We start from the raw sequence: 14,556 nt of genomic DNA, 5'->3' as shown, positions 1-14,556 counted from the left end.
GTCAATAAGCTTATTTGTAGATGTTTGGGTGGGGTGTTATTTATTTGATGAAAATACAATCGATTAAGCTATTTGGTGAAAATTGAATACCAATGTTGTTTTTTTTATAACTTGCGTATGTAGTTTGTGTTAATTCAACCTTAATATTGAGCTGCAACGGACAAATAAAACCATGATGAAACAGTATAAAAGTTTAACTTTTCCTGCACTTTTTTCGGAAACGGCAGCGAAATTCGGCAACTGTAATGCAATGGCCCTTGTTGGGCAAACTCCCTTTACTTATAACGAGGTTTATGCAAATATTCAAGCCCTGCTTGCTTTTTTTGAGAAGTTGGGAATTAAACCAGGTGATAAAATTGCTCTGTTGAGTACGAACATGCCTAATTGGGGCATGGCCTACTATGCAACAACTTTTATGGGTGCAGTTGTTGTTCCAATGTTACCTGATTTTAGTCAGTTTGAGATTGAAAATATTTTAAGCCATTCTGAAGCAAAAGCTGTTTTTGTTTCGACAGGTTTGCGCTCTAAAATTGAAAACCTTAAAATTGAAACCTTACAATCGATTATTGCGATTGAAGATTTCAATTTAATTCATACAAATGAATCTTCACCGAAATTTGATCTTTCTGAAAAACCAAAGCAGGATTATCAGGTTTGTGAGAATGATATGGCTGCAATTATTTATACGTCTGGAACAACAGGCAACTCTAAGGGGGTTATGTTGTCTCATAAAAATATCTGCTCCAATGCTATTCTGTCAAAAACAATCCATCCTATAGATGAAACGGATCGTTTTCTTTCAATTTTACCTTTGTCGCACACCTATGAAAATACTTTGGGATATGTGATTCCTATGATTGCCGGTTCCTGTATCTATTATTTAGGAAAAGCTCCCGTGCCTTCATTGTTATTGTCAGCATTTAAAGAAGTGCGGCCAACCATCATGTTTTCGGTTCCATTGATTATCGAGAAGATTTACAGGAGTAAAATTTTACCGTCGATTAATGGGAAAGCCGTTACCAAATATTTATATAAAATTCCGTTTTTCCGCAAGAAGCTGAACGCAATTGCCGGAAAAAAATTAATGGAAACCTTTGGTGGTAAATTAACTTTTTTTGGTATCGGCGGAGCTAAGTTGAACTCTAAGGTTGAACTGTTTTTGCGTGAAGCAAAGTTTCCCTATGCTATTGGTTATGGATTAACTGAAACGGCACCATTAATTGCAGGATGTGGTCCCGCAATTACTAAATTTCAATCTACAGGGCCTGCTTTAGTCGGAGTTGAGCTGAAAATCAATAATCCTGATCCTGTTACTCAAATTGGAGAAGTATGGGCAAAGGGTGATAATGTGATGATGGGTTACTATAAAGAGCCGGAAAAAACCAAGGAGGTTTTAACAGAAGATGGTTGGTTTAAAACCGGCGACTTGGCAAAAATGGACAAAGACAATTATTTATATATCGAAGGTCGATTGAAAAATATGATTGTTGGATCAAGCGGAGAAAACATTTATCCGGAAGAAATAGAATCGGTAATCAATAACTTTAAACATGTAATAGAGTCTGTAGTTATTGAACAGAAAGGAAAATTGGTTGCAATGGTTCATTTTAATTATGAGGAATTGGAACAGCAATATCAACATCTTAAAAAAGAGGTGGGGAATTATGTCGACGACACTGTTGATGAGTTAATGCAGGAATTACAGGTTTATGTGAATTCACGTGTAAATAAATTTTCGCAGGTTCAGTTAGTGATCGCCCAAATTGACCCATTTCAAAAAACGGCAACGCATAAAATAAAGCGGTTTTTATATCATTAGAAACAAAAAAGACTATTAAGAATAAATTTCACCCCAAATGTTACACCTAACATTTGGGGTGTTTTTTTATGATCTGAAAATTTCTTGTTCTTTATGTTTTTAGACAGAAATAAGATCTTACTGTAATTGTTATTTAGATGATAATCAGTGTTTAATGGTGGATGATTTGCTTTGGTTTTTTACATTCATAAAATAGATTGTTAGTATCTTGAATTAATATTGATACATTTGTTTCGCGATTTGGCAATATCATATCACTTGATGTAATATTAAAGAGGGAATCCGGTTTGAGTCCGGAACTGTACCCGCAGCTGTAATCTCTATACCAAACTCGGTTGCATGATGCCACTGTATCTTATGGAAGATATGGGAAGGCGCAACAAGAGGGAGAAAGTCAGAAAACCTGCCTAAAAGCAATTTTGTTTAATCGACACTTTCGGGACTAAAAGTAAGATTATGAAGAAAATTACTAAATGTGTGCCTACATGGCATATTATGCGTGGTTCGTTATTGCGGAACCAATTTTCCAATTTTAAATCAGTGCAAGATGGCTCTCTGTTCATCTCGTTTTTTGATAAAACGAACTGGTTGAATTCCCAATCAATTAAAGAAGTGATGGTTGAAAAATGCCATTTGCAAAAAAATAATTTTTGGAGTCAGTTTCTATTCCCAATTAATACAATTTAATAATTCAGCTTGTTGTTCGCAACAGGTTAGAATTGATGTACTATAAATTAAAGGCAAACATCCGTTTGAATGCTTTAAAAATAAGATAACATGATAAGTGAAAGAGGTAAAGTGTTTGGAGTGGCCTTAGGTCCGGGAGACCCTGAGTTAATTACGGTGAAAGCTTTGAACTGTTTGAAGAAATCAGAGAAGATTTACTTTCCGGCAACGCAATCATCAAAAGGAAATCAGGATAGTTTTTCATTGGTGATTTTGAAACAACTGGATGTAGAAGAGAACAAGTTTGTGCCCATTACAGTGCCGATGAGCAAGGATCGATCGGCGGCCGAAAAAGCATATGCAGATTTGTTTCTGAAAGTGCAGAAGGATGTTAAGGAAGGCAAACAGGTAGCAGTGGTGAGCGAAGGAGATATTTCATTTTTCAGCACATTTTCCTATTTACTTGAAGATTTCAGGAAGAATAGTGTCGATTTTGAGATGATTCCGGGAGTTCCGGCTTTTATTTTGGGAGGATCAGCAGGAAAACTGGCATTGGCAACTCAGAACGATAAATTATTAATAGCTCCGGACATAGAGAATGAAGAGGAACTGAAATCTTTGCTGGAGCAGAACCAAACTGTCGTTTTGATGAAGTTATCAATGGTTCGTGACTGGATTAAAGTGTTCATTCAAAATAGTGATCTGAAGTTCTTTTACGGCGAATATTTAGGAACTCAAAAGCAGTTTACCTGCACCGATATGGAAAGTTTGAAGGACAGGAAGATTCCATACTTCGCCATTTTAATTTTTTACGGAAATAAATAATATATCATGCCAAATAGATTAGGAAAAATAACCGTTGCAGGCCTTGGACCAGGAAGTCCGGATCTGTTTTTAAATCCGGCAATAGATGCAATAAGAGAAGCCGATGTGGTGATCGGATACAAATATTATTTTCAGTTCATAGAATCATTTCTGAAAGAAGGAACAGAATGCATGGATACGGGAATGCGTCAGGAAGTGCAGCGCGCCGAAAAGGCATTTGAATTGGCTGAAACAGGGAAAGATGTTGTTGTGATCAGCTCTGGCGATGCCGGCATTTACGGAATGGCATCGCTTGTTTTCGAGATGGCTGAGAAAACACAATCGAAAGTAGAGCTAAAAGTTATACCTGGGATTTCTGCTTTTCAGGCTGCGGCTGCAAAATTGGGCGCACCGTTAAGTCACGATTTGGTGATTCTTTCCTTGTCGGATTTACTCACCAGTTATGCTTTGATCGAGAAGAGAATAAAGGCAGCTGCTATGGGCGATTTCGTAACTGCAATTTACAATCCCAAAAGCAATAAAAGATATTGGCAACTGTATCGCTTACGCGAACTGTTTTTAGAGGAGAGAGAAGATACTACACCAGTTGCTGTTGTACGCCAGGTGGCTCGCGCCGAGGAACAAATTACCTTGACAAACCTACGCGATTTTGATCCTGAAATGGCAGACATGTTTTCACTGGTGATTGTTGGGAATTCACAAAGTTATATTTCAGGTGATCGGTTTATTACACCACGAGGATACTACAATAAAGAGGAGCAGGAGGGAAGACCGGGTCCTTTGATTATGCAGGAAAGCTTTCGAACCATTGCTGCAGAATTGAAAGAAATGGATTTGCCCTTGGAAACGAAATGGATTCTTTTGCATTGCATTCATACTTCGGCAGACTTTGAATTGGCTGAGATTTTGAAAGTACAGAACAATGCAGCTCCAAAATTAAATGAATACCTCCAAAAAGGAGGTGTAATTATTACCGATGTTACCATGGTTCAGTCGGGAATTCGCAAGAGAGCCTGCGAGAGAATGGGCGTTGAGATCAAATGTTATTTGCACGATCTCCGCACCATGGAATTGTCCGAAAAACATGGCATCACCCGTACTCAGGCGGGAATTCGTTTGGCAGCAGAGGAGCATCCGGATGCATTGTATGTGTTTGGAAATGCGCCAACAGCCTTGATCGAATTAACTGACTTAATGAGAAGTAAAAACATTCAACCAGCCGGGATCATAGCTGCTCCGGTTGGATTTGTGAATGTGAAGGAATCAAAACACAGAGTGAAGAGTTTTACAGATTTACCTGCTGTTATTATTGAAGGACGAAAAGGTGGTTCAACATTGGCTGCAACCATTGTGAATGCCATTTTAAGCTTGGAAGACGCTTACGATTTAAAACCCGGGAGAGATGTTTAATTTTTACATCATTGGAATACCCGACCGAATGGAAGTGAATCTCTCTGATGAGGTGAAGCAGGTGCTGCAAAATCATCACTATTTCTCGGGAGGAAAGCGCCACAGAAATTTGGTTGCTTCTTATTTGCCTGAAAATGCCAAATGGATTGATGTCGTTATTCCATTGGAGGGAACCTTTCTGGTTTACGAGCAGATTGATGAACCCATTGTGGTGATTGCATCCGGAGATCCATTATTTTTTGGTATCGGCAACACGATCAAGTGCCGTTTTCCGGATACAAAAATAAAGGTGTACCCTTATTTCAACAGTTTGCAGTTGCTGGCACATGAGTTTCAATTGGCTTATGGCGAAATGACAATTTGCACCCTGACCGGAAGAGATTGGGTGAATTTGGATCAGGAATTGATTCGGGGTAAAAAATGCATTGGTGTTCTTACCGATAAGAGAAAAACACCGGCCACAATTGCTGCAAGAATGCTGGATGCCGGTTTCGGCAATTACAAGATGATTGTAGGTTCAAAACTGGGAGGAGAAGAGCAGTATTGTACAGAAATTTCATTGCAGGATGTTGTTGAGAAGGACTTTGCTCATCCAAATTGTCTGGTGCTGATTCAGGAGAGGGAGATCAAACGGACATTGGGCATTCACGAGGCTGATTTTCACATTCTGGAAGGCAGGCCAAAGATGATAACCAAGCGAAGCATCCGATTGAATTCCATTTCATTTTTAGAATTGAATGATGCAAAACACCTTTGGGATGTTGGATATTGCACGGGTTCAGTTTCCATTGAAGCCAAGCAGTTTGCTCCGCATTTGCAGGTGACTGCTTTTGAACGCAGAGAAGAATCCAAGGAGCTATTGAAATTGAATCAACGAAAATTTTGCGTGCCGGGAATAGAAGGCATTCACGGTGATTTTTTCAATGTCGATTTGTCTGCAATTAAAAGTCCGGATCGGATTTTTATTGGCGGGCACGGAGGAAAGTTGAACGAAATGATGCATCGTTTACATGCTGTTTTGCATGATGATGGAATTCTTGTTTTTAATGCCGTTAGTGAAGCAACCAAGCAGGATTTTCTGCAGGCAGCAAAAGAACTTCAAATGAAGATTACCGATCAGATGATTATACAGCAGGATAATCACAACCCGATTGTAATATTTCAGGCTAAAAAAAGAAATTAACCACAAAGGAAAACGAAGGATAACACGAAGTAAAATAACTAAGAAAAAGCTATTGGCGACAGGCTAACAGCTAAAAGCAAAAATACATGAGCAATACATTCATCATTATCAACAACAGTTTTGCTATGGCAGCAGCCGAACGCATTGCTGCAAAAATGGAAGGAAGTACGATTGTTTCCGTTGCCGGATATCCGGGCAGCGATAAAATTTCTTCTTTACCGGATTTTCTTTCAGAATCTTTTCAGGTAGCCGATTTGCTGATTTTTATTGGAGCTATGGGCATTTGCATAAGAAGTATTGCTCCTTTTATCCAGAATAAAGCGATAGATCCGGCAGTAATCAATATGGATTTGCATGGAAAATATGTGCAGTCGGTTTTGTCGGGACACAAAGGCGGTGCAAATGAGTATGCTCAGCAAATTGCTGAAATCACCAAGGGAACAGCGATAATTACAACAGCAAGTGATACATTGGAACTTTGGGCATTGGATATCTTCGGCAAAAAATACGACTGGGCGAATGAATATCAGAATGCCACTGAGAACGATTTGATTGCTGCCTTTGTAAATCAAAAGAAAACAGCACTGCTTCTGGATGTGAAAAACGAAGGAACGCAAATACTGCAGGATTCCTGTCCTGATTTTGTGGAAGTTTTCTATCAATTTGATCAGATTAAGCAGGAAGATTTTGAGCTGCTGATTGCTGTGACTCCCGCTTTGTACGAAACAAATATTCCAAGTTTGTTTTTCCGCCCTAAATGCATTGTGGTTGGTACCGGTGCACAAAAAGGAATTGGAGTGGAAGCTTTTGAAAAGGAATTAAGAGCCCGATTTGAGGCGAACCACTTGGCTTTTGCATCCTTAAAAAGCATTCACAGTATCACAGTAAAGGCCAACGAAGAGGCTTATAAACAATTCAGCGAGACAACTAATTTATCCTTTATTACTTACTCTTCCGAAGAATTAAATGAAAAAGAAGGTGAGGTTTCTTATTCAGAGGCAGCGCATCGTGAGGTAGGAGCTGTAAATGTATCCGAGGCATCGGCACTAATTGCAAGTGGTGCGAAAGCCTTGATTCAAACCAAAAGCAAGCATGTTGATACCAATGGAAAGCATTTTACTTTGGCTCTGGCAATGGATGTAAAACAGGAGCGGAAAGGGGAGATTTTTATTGTTGGCGCGGGGCCTGGGGCACCCGATTTAATATCTGTTCGTGGCAAGAGCCTTTTAAAAAGAGCAGATTTGATTTTATATGCAGGAAGTTTGGTGCCAAGGGAATTAACCGATTATGGAAAAGCTTCCTGTGTGATACGGAACTCCGCAGATTTAACTCTCGAAGAGCAGTTTGATGTGATGAAGGAACATTACGACAGAGGAGGTTTGGTTGTACGTTTGCATACAGGTGATCCGTGTATTTACGGTGCCATTCAGGAGCAAATGAACTTTTTTGATCAGCACGAAATGGATTATGAAATTGTTCCGGGTATTTCGTCCTTTCAGGCTGCGGCTGCACGTTTAAAATCTCAATTTACAATTCCGGAAAAGGTTCAATCAATTATCCTGACCCGCGGAGAAGGCCGAACACCGATGCCACCTAGAGAACAATTGGCTGAGTTTGCAAAATTCCAGAGCACGATCTGTTTGTTTTTAAGTGTGACTTTGGTGGATAAACTGCAGGCTGATTTACTGGAAGGATATCCGGAAAACACACCGGTGGCCATTTGTCACAAACTGACCTGGAAAGAGGAGAAGATTTGGAGAGGTGAGTTGAAAGATCTGGCAAAAATTGTGAAGGAAAACAAATTGTCCTTAACGGTGATGATTGTGGTTGGTGAAGCCATTGGAAACCGTAAAAACAGATCATTATTATATGATCCTAAATTTACACACGGCTGCAGAAAGGGAATTGATAATTAGCAATAAATAATTGGGGGAGATGAAAGTATTATTATTCGGGGGAACAACAGAGGGGAAAGCAACTTCTAACTGGTTGGATGATTTGGAGATTTCGCATTTTTATTCAACAAAAACGAGTTCGGGAAATTATGAATCCAGATTTGGACAGCGAATTTGCGGCGCGATGAATGTGGAAGAGGTTTGCATCTTTTGTGCGGAAAATGAAATTGATTTACTGATAGATGCAGCACATCCTTTTGCAGAAGTTTTGCATCATAGTATTGCAGATGCTGCAAATCAAGCGGATTTGCCGGTAATTAGAATGGAGCGCGATGCAGTACCCCGAATTGACAGCAAATGGATACAGTATCACCACAGTTTGGTATCCGTCTTAACGGATTTACAGTCACAAAAGTATGCAAAAATACTTTCCATGGTTGGTGTAAAAGCCTTACCGGTGATTCATAAAATCGTGCCAAATTCTAATATTTGGTATCGGATTCTTGATTTTCCTTCTTCACTGGAAATTGCCCAAAAGGCAGGTGTTGATATGGAAAAGGTGATTGTTTCGGATGCATTTGAAGGCATGGAATCCATTGAAGATTTGTTGGTTGATGAGGGAATTGAAGTCATGATTACCAAGGAGAGTGGTTATTCGGGTTTGTTGGATCAGAAAATGGATTTGGCGGTAAAACATCAAATTCCATTGTACGTGATTGCCCGACCCAACTTACCCAACTACGATGAAACGATTAGTAATCGGGAAACGCTGCAGAAATATTTGAAGAATCGGTTTGGACTGGAGCGAAAAGAATTGGCGCATGGTTTCACTTCGGGTACTTGTGCTGCAATATCTGCGAAAGCAGCCTTAAATCTGTTGCTTGGAGAAGATTTACAACAAAAAGAGCGCATTGCTTTGCCCGATGGTGGAATTTGTGAAATGCAATTGCATCAGAACAGATTCGCGGAAGATTTTGCTTTGTGCTCGGTAGTGAAAAACTCGGGTGACGATCCTGATATTACCGACGGAACGGAGATTGGTGTTCGTTTGAAATGGAATGATGCAAACTGCATTCGTTTTGTGAAAGGAGAAGGGGTAGGAACGGTTACTTTAAATGGTTTGGGAATTCCCATGGGCGAACCGGCAGTAAATCCTGTTCCCCGAAAGATGATTGCATTCGAATTGAAACAAATTCTGGAAGAGTATGATATTGATAGAGGTATTGATGTTTCGGTATTTGTGCCCCTAGGTAAAAAACTGGGAGCGAAGACTTTTAATCCCAAGCTGGGAATTGTTGACGGCATTTCCATCATCGGAACTACCGGAAGAATTAAGCCTTACTCTTTGGAAGCTTATGTGCAAACCATTCAAAAACAGTTGAACTTGGCTGTGCTGAACGGGAACAAACACATTGTGGTAAATTCCGGAGGAAGAAGCGAACGGTATCTGAAAGAGAAGTTTCCTGATTTGGGTGATTTGGCTTTTCTGCAATACGGGAATTTTATTGGCGAAATGCTGCAAACAATTAATGCTTCGGGTGCCGAAAAAGTAAGCATGGGAATTATGACTGGCAAAGCGGTGAAATTGGCTGCCGGTAATTTAGATACCCACAGCGGTAAGGTTGTTTTAGACCATGAGTTTTTGATGGATTTGGCCAAAGATTGTGAATATTCTCATGATATGATCCAAAAAATAGGAGAGATAAAAATGGGAAGAGAACTGGAAGAGCTGTTTTCATTTTCGGAAGATGAGCCTTTTTTTAAGGCATTAAAAAGCAAATGCATTGATGTTTGTATGTCGTTAATTGAAGACTACGATTTTGAGCTTCTTTTGATTAGCAATAAAGGGGACATTTTCTAGAACTGATTAATTCTTCGCAAGTAATTGTTCGTAAATATTGATCAGATAATCTGTTTTTGTGTAGATATTGAACTCCTTTTCAACAGCCTTTCGACCTGAAGCAGCAAGCTCCTGAATTTTGTTTTCATTGTTTAATAACTCTTTTAAAGTCAAGGCAAGTTCTTCTGAAGTATTGTTTTCGTAGATGATCCCACCTTTCGATTTTTCAATAATCTCGGCAAATGCGCCCAGATTGGGTTGCACAACCGGTACGCCCGAAGCCATACTTTCCAATAAATACAAGCCAAAGGCTTCACCATTCCGCACAGGAACCGAAATCAGTTTCACTTTTTTGAAGAACTCGTGCCTTCCTTCCCCGTTAAAATCTTCATGAAATTCAACCTGCTCCAAAAGTCTTTCTTCTTTTAATTTTTGCCGGACTTGTTTTAGTAAAGGTTTGTCGTCACCGGTTGAGCCACCGGTTACGATCAATTTCACATCTTGGCAGGCAGTATCTTTTTTCAGTTCGATAAAGGCATCAACGATAATATCGAAACCATTTCCTTCGCACATTCGGGAAATGTAACCGATGTTTCGGTCTTTTGTATGGGGAGTTGCATAGGTATATTCATTCGGATCAACACCCAAATGGTTGATAAATACTTTCTCTTTGGGAATGTTCATTTTTTCCAGAGAAACTTCCGCGTAAAAATTACTTACAGCAATAAATGCATCCAAATATTCAGCTTTGGTACTCATCAGCGCCCAAATTTTATCTCTAAATGAGTCTTTCATGGCATCAACCCAAACATCTTCATCTTGCAGAGAGCAAACCAGTATGGCATTCGGAAATTCCTTTTTTAATTTAGGAGCCAGCCCCAAAAGCAACGCATTCGACAAATGAATTACATCGGGTTTCAAATATTCTGCCATCCAGCTAACCATGCGGTTGAGTTCCTCTTTCTGTTTTCCTTCTTCTCCCATCAACATCGAAACGGTCATTTCTTCCAGACCTTTTGCATTGGTTGATCCTGCCATGCCTGCGGCTAATTTTAACATTGGGCCTGAGTTCAGCAAACGATCCATCCAGGCAGGTGCATGTCTGAAAACAGGATACAACTGTTTTAAATAAATGCTGATGGCTCCATAAAAAACGGGAATCTCATTCAAGTCATGCTCATCCGAAAACAAGGGGAGATACATAGGCAATTTGGTTACCTCATGTCCCTGCTTTTTCATGGCAAGATGAAATTTATCGTCGCGCAAACAATTGCCGCAGTAAAAACTGCCTCCCGAACCGGGTATGATTTGAAGAATGTTCATGGAAATGAAAGTTGAAAGTGTGTAATACCAAATTAACATCAAAACATGCCTTATAAAATGTTTCTTTTCAGCTATATCTTCGTTAAAAAAGATGCATCGTAACATGGCTATGCTTTACTTTTTTGCCTCGATACAGCTAAAAATTAATTCATTTTAACTAAAGTCTGTTTTGAAATTAAATTGGTATAAAGCTTAAAGTTAAAATATTAAAGTAAAAAGTGCCTGTCCAAAAAAGGAAATATTCAATATCTATACGTTATGCGGAACTGTCAAAACATCTCCTATTAATGAAAGGATTCTTCGGCTTCGCTCAGAATGACAATCGTCGGAACGCCGTCTGATCTTGAGATTTTTACTTTCTCCTTTTTCCTTTCTCCTTTTTACTTTAAACTTGTTCCTTTTTACTTTAAACTTGTTCCTTTTTCCTTTCTCCTTGTTCCTTAATCCTTGTTCCTTTCTCCTTTCTCCTTGAAGCTTCATCCTTATTGGTCAAACTGCTTGGCCTCTTCCCAAATTTCATCCATTTCATCCAGATTCATGTCTTTTAGGTTTCGTCCTAATTTTATGGTTTTGCTTTCCAGATAATTGAATCGTTTGGTGAATTTTTGATTGGTACGTTCCAGTGCATTTTCAGGATTCACGCCATACAAACGTGCAGCGTTAATCAAGGAAAAGAACATGTCGCCAAATTCGGCTTCCATTTTGTTCTGATCGCCATTGATAATTTCTTCCTGCAATTCCATCATTTCTTCTTTCACCTTCTCCCAAACCTGCTCTTTTTCGTCCCAGTCGAAGCCTACGCCCCGTACCTTATCCTGAATTCGGTTGGCTTTTACCAAAGCCGGCAGACTTTGCGGAACACCTTCCAAAACCGATTTGTTACCGTCTTTTTCCTTTAGCTTCAGTTGTTCCCAGTTTTCTTCCACTTCCCTGGCATTGGCAACTTTGGTATCGCTAAAAATATGAGGATGACGATAGATCAGCTTTTCGCTGATGCCATCGCAAACATCAGCAATGTCGAAATCGTTGGTTTCAGAACCTATTTTGGCATAGAACACAATGTGGAGCAGAATATCGCCCAATTCTTTCTTTATTTCCTGATTTTCACCCTTTAAAATGGCATCGGCCAGTTCATAGGTTTCCTCGATGGTCAACGTTCGCAGACTCTCAAAGGTCTGCTTTTTATCCCACGGACAGCCTTCGCGAAGCTGATCCATAATATTTAATAAGCGCTCAAAGGCTTTTAGTTTTCTATCCATTTGTTCTGCGTTTTATATTCGAAGATCAAATTTACAAAAGTATTTGGGAGTTTTGGGATTAATTTGGATTGTAAAGAAATCAATAAGGTCTGCGCAACAGGTTCAGGTAGTGTTCCATCCTAAAATACGTGGCATAATAAGAGCCGTATGAATTGAGAGATTCACTGCCTGTCCCGATTTTTTCGGGATACGGTTCTGTGAGTAGTTAGGGGTGAATTGAAAATCGACGAAGTCAAATTCCCCTGGCTTACTTGACTGTATGCTGGGCTTTATTCATTGTCAGTTTATTATCATTTTACTACAATCCAAAATCCACTCAATCGAAGCACTGCTGTTCCTGAAAAAAATAGTTTTTAGGGTCGGCAAAAAAGCGTTGGCAAACAGACAAGCTCTATTGCAATTTTTGGTTGAGCGTTGGCTTGTGCGAATTGCAATTGTGCTTGGCTGTGTGGGAAGGCTATATTGATACTCCATATTTATCTTTTAAAAATACATTGCGGTCATTTAATGAGTTATTATCTAATAAGAAATCCTCTTCATCTTCTGTTAATTCACAGATACTAAAATCTTTAACGTAGTTTTTAGCTAAAGCATAAAAGTTGCCAGAATAGGGTTTACTGGTGTTTTTAATGTAATACCAAAATACATCAGATTCTAGTATTCGCTTTACAACTTTTAGTTCTCGTTCTGATTCACAAAATATTGCATAACCTGCATATAACAACAAATCAGATTGACTGGTATAAACAAAATATGGTTGACTTGACATATAGGGGAACAATAGCTTTTTGCCATAATCATTAATAGCTTGCGAACGCCCAAATTCAAACCATTTATATTTCTTAGGTTTACCTTTGTCCCTATTAAATAGTTGCTGCTGATTATACTTTAAATATTCAAAAGCATTAGGGAAAGTATCTTGAAAATAGCTCTCTTCAAATACACTTACTTTTTCCTTGCCTCCTTCAAACATATTCAATTGCATGCTATTAGCTTGATAAGGAAATATTATCTGCTCTTTTAATGTTGATATTTCAGTTTCACTTTTTAGCCTGTTTGGTTTAATAATATCTCGACAGATACCTTTTTCTATTTTATGGAGCTTTCCATTTTGATGATAAAAATATCTATCATCTTCATCCACTGGTTTAAAAATAAAAATATCATTACTCAGTGTAGCAAGTCCATTTTTAATAGAATATTTATTTCCTAAAGAAATTCCATTGTTTTCAAGTTTTTCAATATTTAGGAGTATGTCAGTTTTATTAAGTAGCCAACCTTTATTTGTATTTAATAATTTGTATTTAATTTCAGTTAAAGACTTAAGAGAATTATTCTTTATGTCTTCTGCATTTGCTTTGACATACTTTACTATATCAGATTTGTTTTTATTTATGGATACTATACAAGTGTAAGTTGATTTATTCTCGAAAATTTGTTGACTTCCGAAATCAATAATTGAAACATTAAGTTTATTGTTTTTGAAATATTCCCTTAAGTTACGTGCATTTACACTCCGTTTAAAAGTATTTACAGTAATAAAACCAAGATAACCATCTTCTTTTAAGCAATTTAAACCGATTTCAAAAAATGGAATATATAAATCAGGATTCCCTGATTTTGTAACTTCCCAATTTTTCATCAATTCCTTAGATTCTTTGCTAATATGCTTTGCACGAACATAGGGAGGGTTTCCAATTACAGCATCAAATCCCGCAAAGTTTTTAATTGTATCATTCCAATTAAAGTCTAATGCATTACCGACATATAGATTGAATTTAAAAATAGATTCATCTTCGCCCTTCGAGATAGCCAGGAGTGTCAATAAAATTTTTGCTCTATCAATTGTATATTCTGAAATATCAAGTCCAAAAATATTTTCAGCAAATATTTTATAATAAGTTTTGTTTGTTCGCTCTTTTAATTGCTCTGCTGTAGTTTGAAGAAAAGCTCCAGTTCCACAAGCAATATCAGTCAATGTAATGCTACTTAAAGCCTCTTTTTTAGATGAATTTAAAGCCTCTGCGACAATATGTTCTTTTATAAAAGAAGGTGTATAAACAGCTCCATTCGTAATAACATCATTTGATGGAATTGTAGTTTCAAATAGTTCTGTAACATCTTCAAGGTTAAATTTTCCGTTCTTTTCCTTAACAAGGTTAGTAAACTCTTTAATTACATCAATGTCATTACCATTAATACAATCTAAAATTAATTTATTGTTAGTAACTTTTATATCATTAAAATTTAAATAAGCACCAACTATTAGCTTGTTTGACATTGTTAAATTGTCCGAATATTTTTTCAAATATGTAATTATATCCTTGCGTATCATA

10 protein-coding genes and 1 riboswitch are annotated in these 14,556 nt (G+C 38.0%); of the genes, 7 read left to right on the top strand and 3 right to left on the bottom strand.

Annotation, left to right across the window (positions count from 1 at the left end):
• The first annotated feature begins 175 nt into the window (after positions 1-175).
• The 7 genes from BZG01_RS04380 (at position 176) to cbiD (ending at position 9,659) form a co-directional block, all read left to right on the top strand.
• Positions 176-1,819: an AMP-binding protein gene (locus BZG01_RS04380; RefSeq protein ID WP_180327205.1), complete on the top strand. Its 1,644-nt coding sequence runs from the start codon at positions 176-178 to the stop codon at positions 1,817-1,819.
• 224 nt (positions 1,820-2,043) lie between these two features.
• Positions 2,044-2,244, top strand: a riboswitch (cobalamin riboswitch).
• A 31-nt stretch (positions 2,245-2,275) separates the two neighbouring features.
• A complete protein-coding gene (locus tag BZG01_RS04375; RefSeq protein WP_101308612.1) occupies positions 2,276-2,506 on the top strand; it encodes a hypothetical protein in 231 nt (76 codons plus the stop codon).
• Positions 2,507-2,596: 90 nt separating this feature from the next.
• Positions 2,597-3,310, top strand: coding sequence for a precorrin-2 C(20)-methyltransferase (gene cobI / locus BZG01_RS04370; protein WP_101308611.1), 714 nt, complete (start codon positions 2,597-2,599; stop codon positions 3,308-3,310).
• 6 nt (positions 3,311-3,316) lie between these two features.
• Entirely contained in the window at positions 3,317-4,720 is a 1,404-nt protein-coding gene (gene cobJ / locus BZG01_RS04365; RefSeq protein WP_101308610.1) for a precorrin-3B C(17)-methyltransferase, read from the top strand.
• The gene (gene cbiE, locus BZG01_RS04360; protein WP_101308609.1) at positions 4,713-5,903 is read left to right on the top strand and encodes a precorrin-6y C5,15-methyltransferase (decarboxylating) subunit CbiE; all 1,191 of its coding nucleotides are present in this window, start codon (positions 4,713-4,715) and stop codon (positions 5,901-5,903) included. Before cobJ ends, cbiE begins: the two co-directional genes overlap by 8 nt.
• A gap of 86 nt (positions 5,904-5,989) precedes the next feature.
• A complete protein-coding gene (gene cobM / locus BZG01_RS04355; protein ID WP_101308608.1) occupies positions 5,990-7,819 on the top strand; it encodes a precorrin-4 C(11)-methyltransferase in 1,830 nt (609 codons plus the stop codon).
• A 19-nt stretch (positions 7,820-7,838) separates the two neighbouring features.
• Positions 7,839-9,659 (top strand): cobalt-precorrin-5B (C(1))-methyltransferase CbiD, encoded by a 1,821-nt coding sequence (gene cbiD, locus BZG01_RS04350; RefSeq protein ID WP_101308607.1) that lies wholly within the window; start codon positions 7,839-7,841, stop codon positions 9,657-9,659.
• A gap of 6 nt (positions 9,660-9,665) precedes the next feature.
• On the opposite strand, the gene BZG01_RS04345 is transcribed toward cbiD, so the two are convergent.
• The 3 genes from BZG01_RS04345 to BZG01_RS04325 form a co-directional block, all read right to left on the bottom strand.
• Complete coding sequence (locus BZG01_RS04345) at positions 9,666-10,961, bottom strand: glycosyltransferase family 4 protein (protein ID WP_180327203.1); 1,296 nt, start codon at positions 10,959-10,961, stop codon at positions 9,666-9,668.
• Positions 10,962-11,443: 482 nt separating this feature from the next.
• A complete protein-coding gene (gene mazG / locus BZG01_RS04335; protein WP_101308604.1) occupies positions 11,444-12,220 on the bottom strand; it encodes a nucleoside triphosphate pyrophosphohydrolase in 777 nt (258 codons plus the stop codon).
• Between the two features lie 457 nt (positions 12,221-12,677).
• Entirely contained in the window at positions 12,678-14,555 is a 1,878-nt protein-coding gene (locus BZG01_RS04325) for an HsdM family class I SAM-dependent methyltransferase (RefSeq protein ID WP_101308602.1), read from the bottom strand.
• Position 14,556: the final 1 nt, after the last annotated feature.

The organism is Labilibaculum manganireducens (genome assembly GCF_002843385.1).
Taxonomy (GTDB): Bacteria; Bacteroidota; Bacteroidia; order Bacteroidales; family Marinifilaceae; genus Labilibaculum; species Labilibaculum manganireducens.
This window is presented reverse-complemented; position numbering and strand designations above follow the sequence as displayed.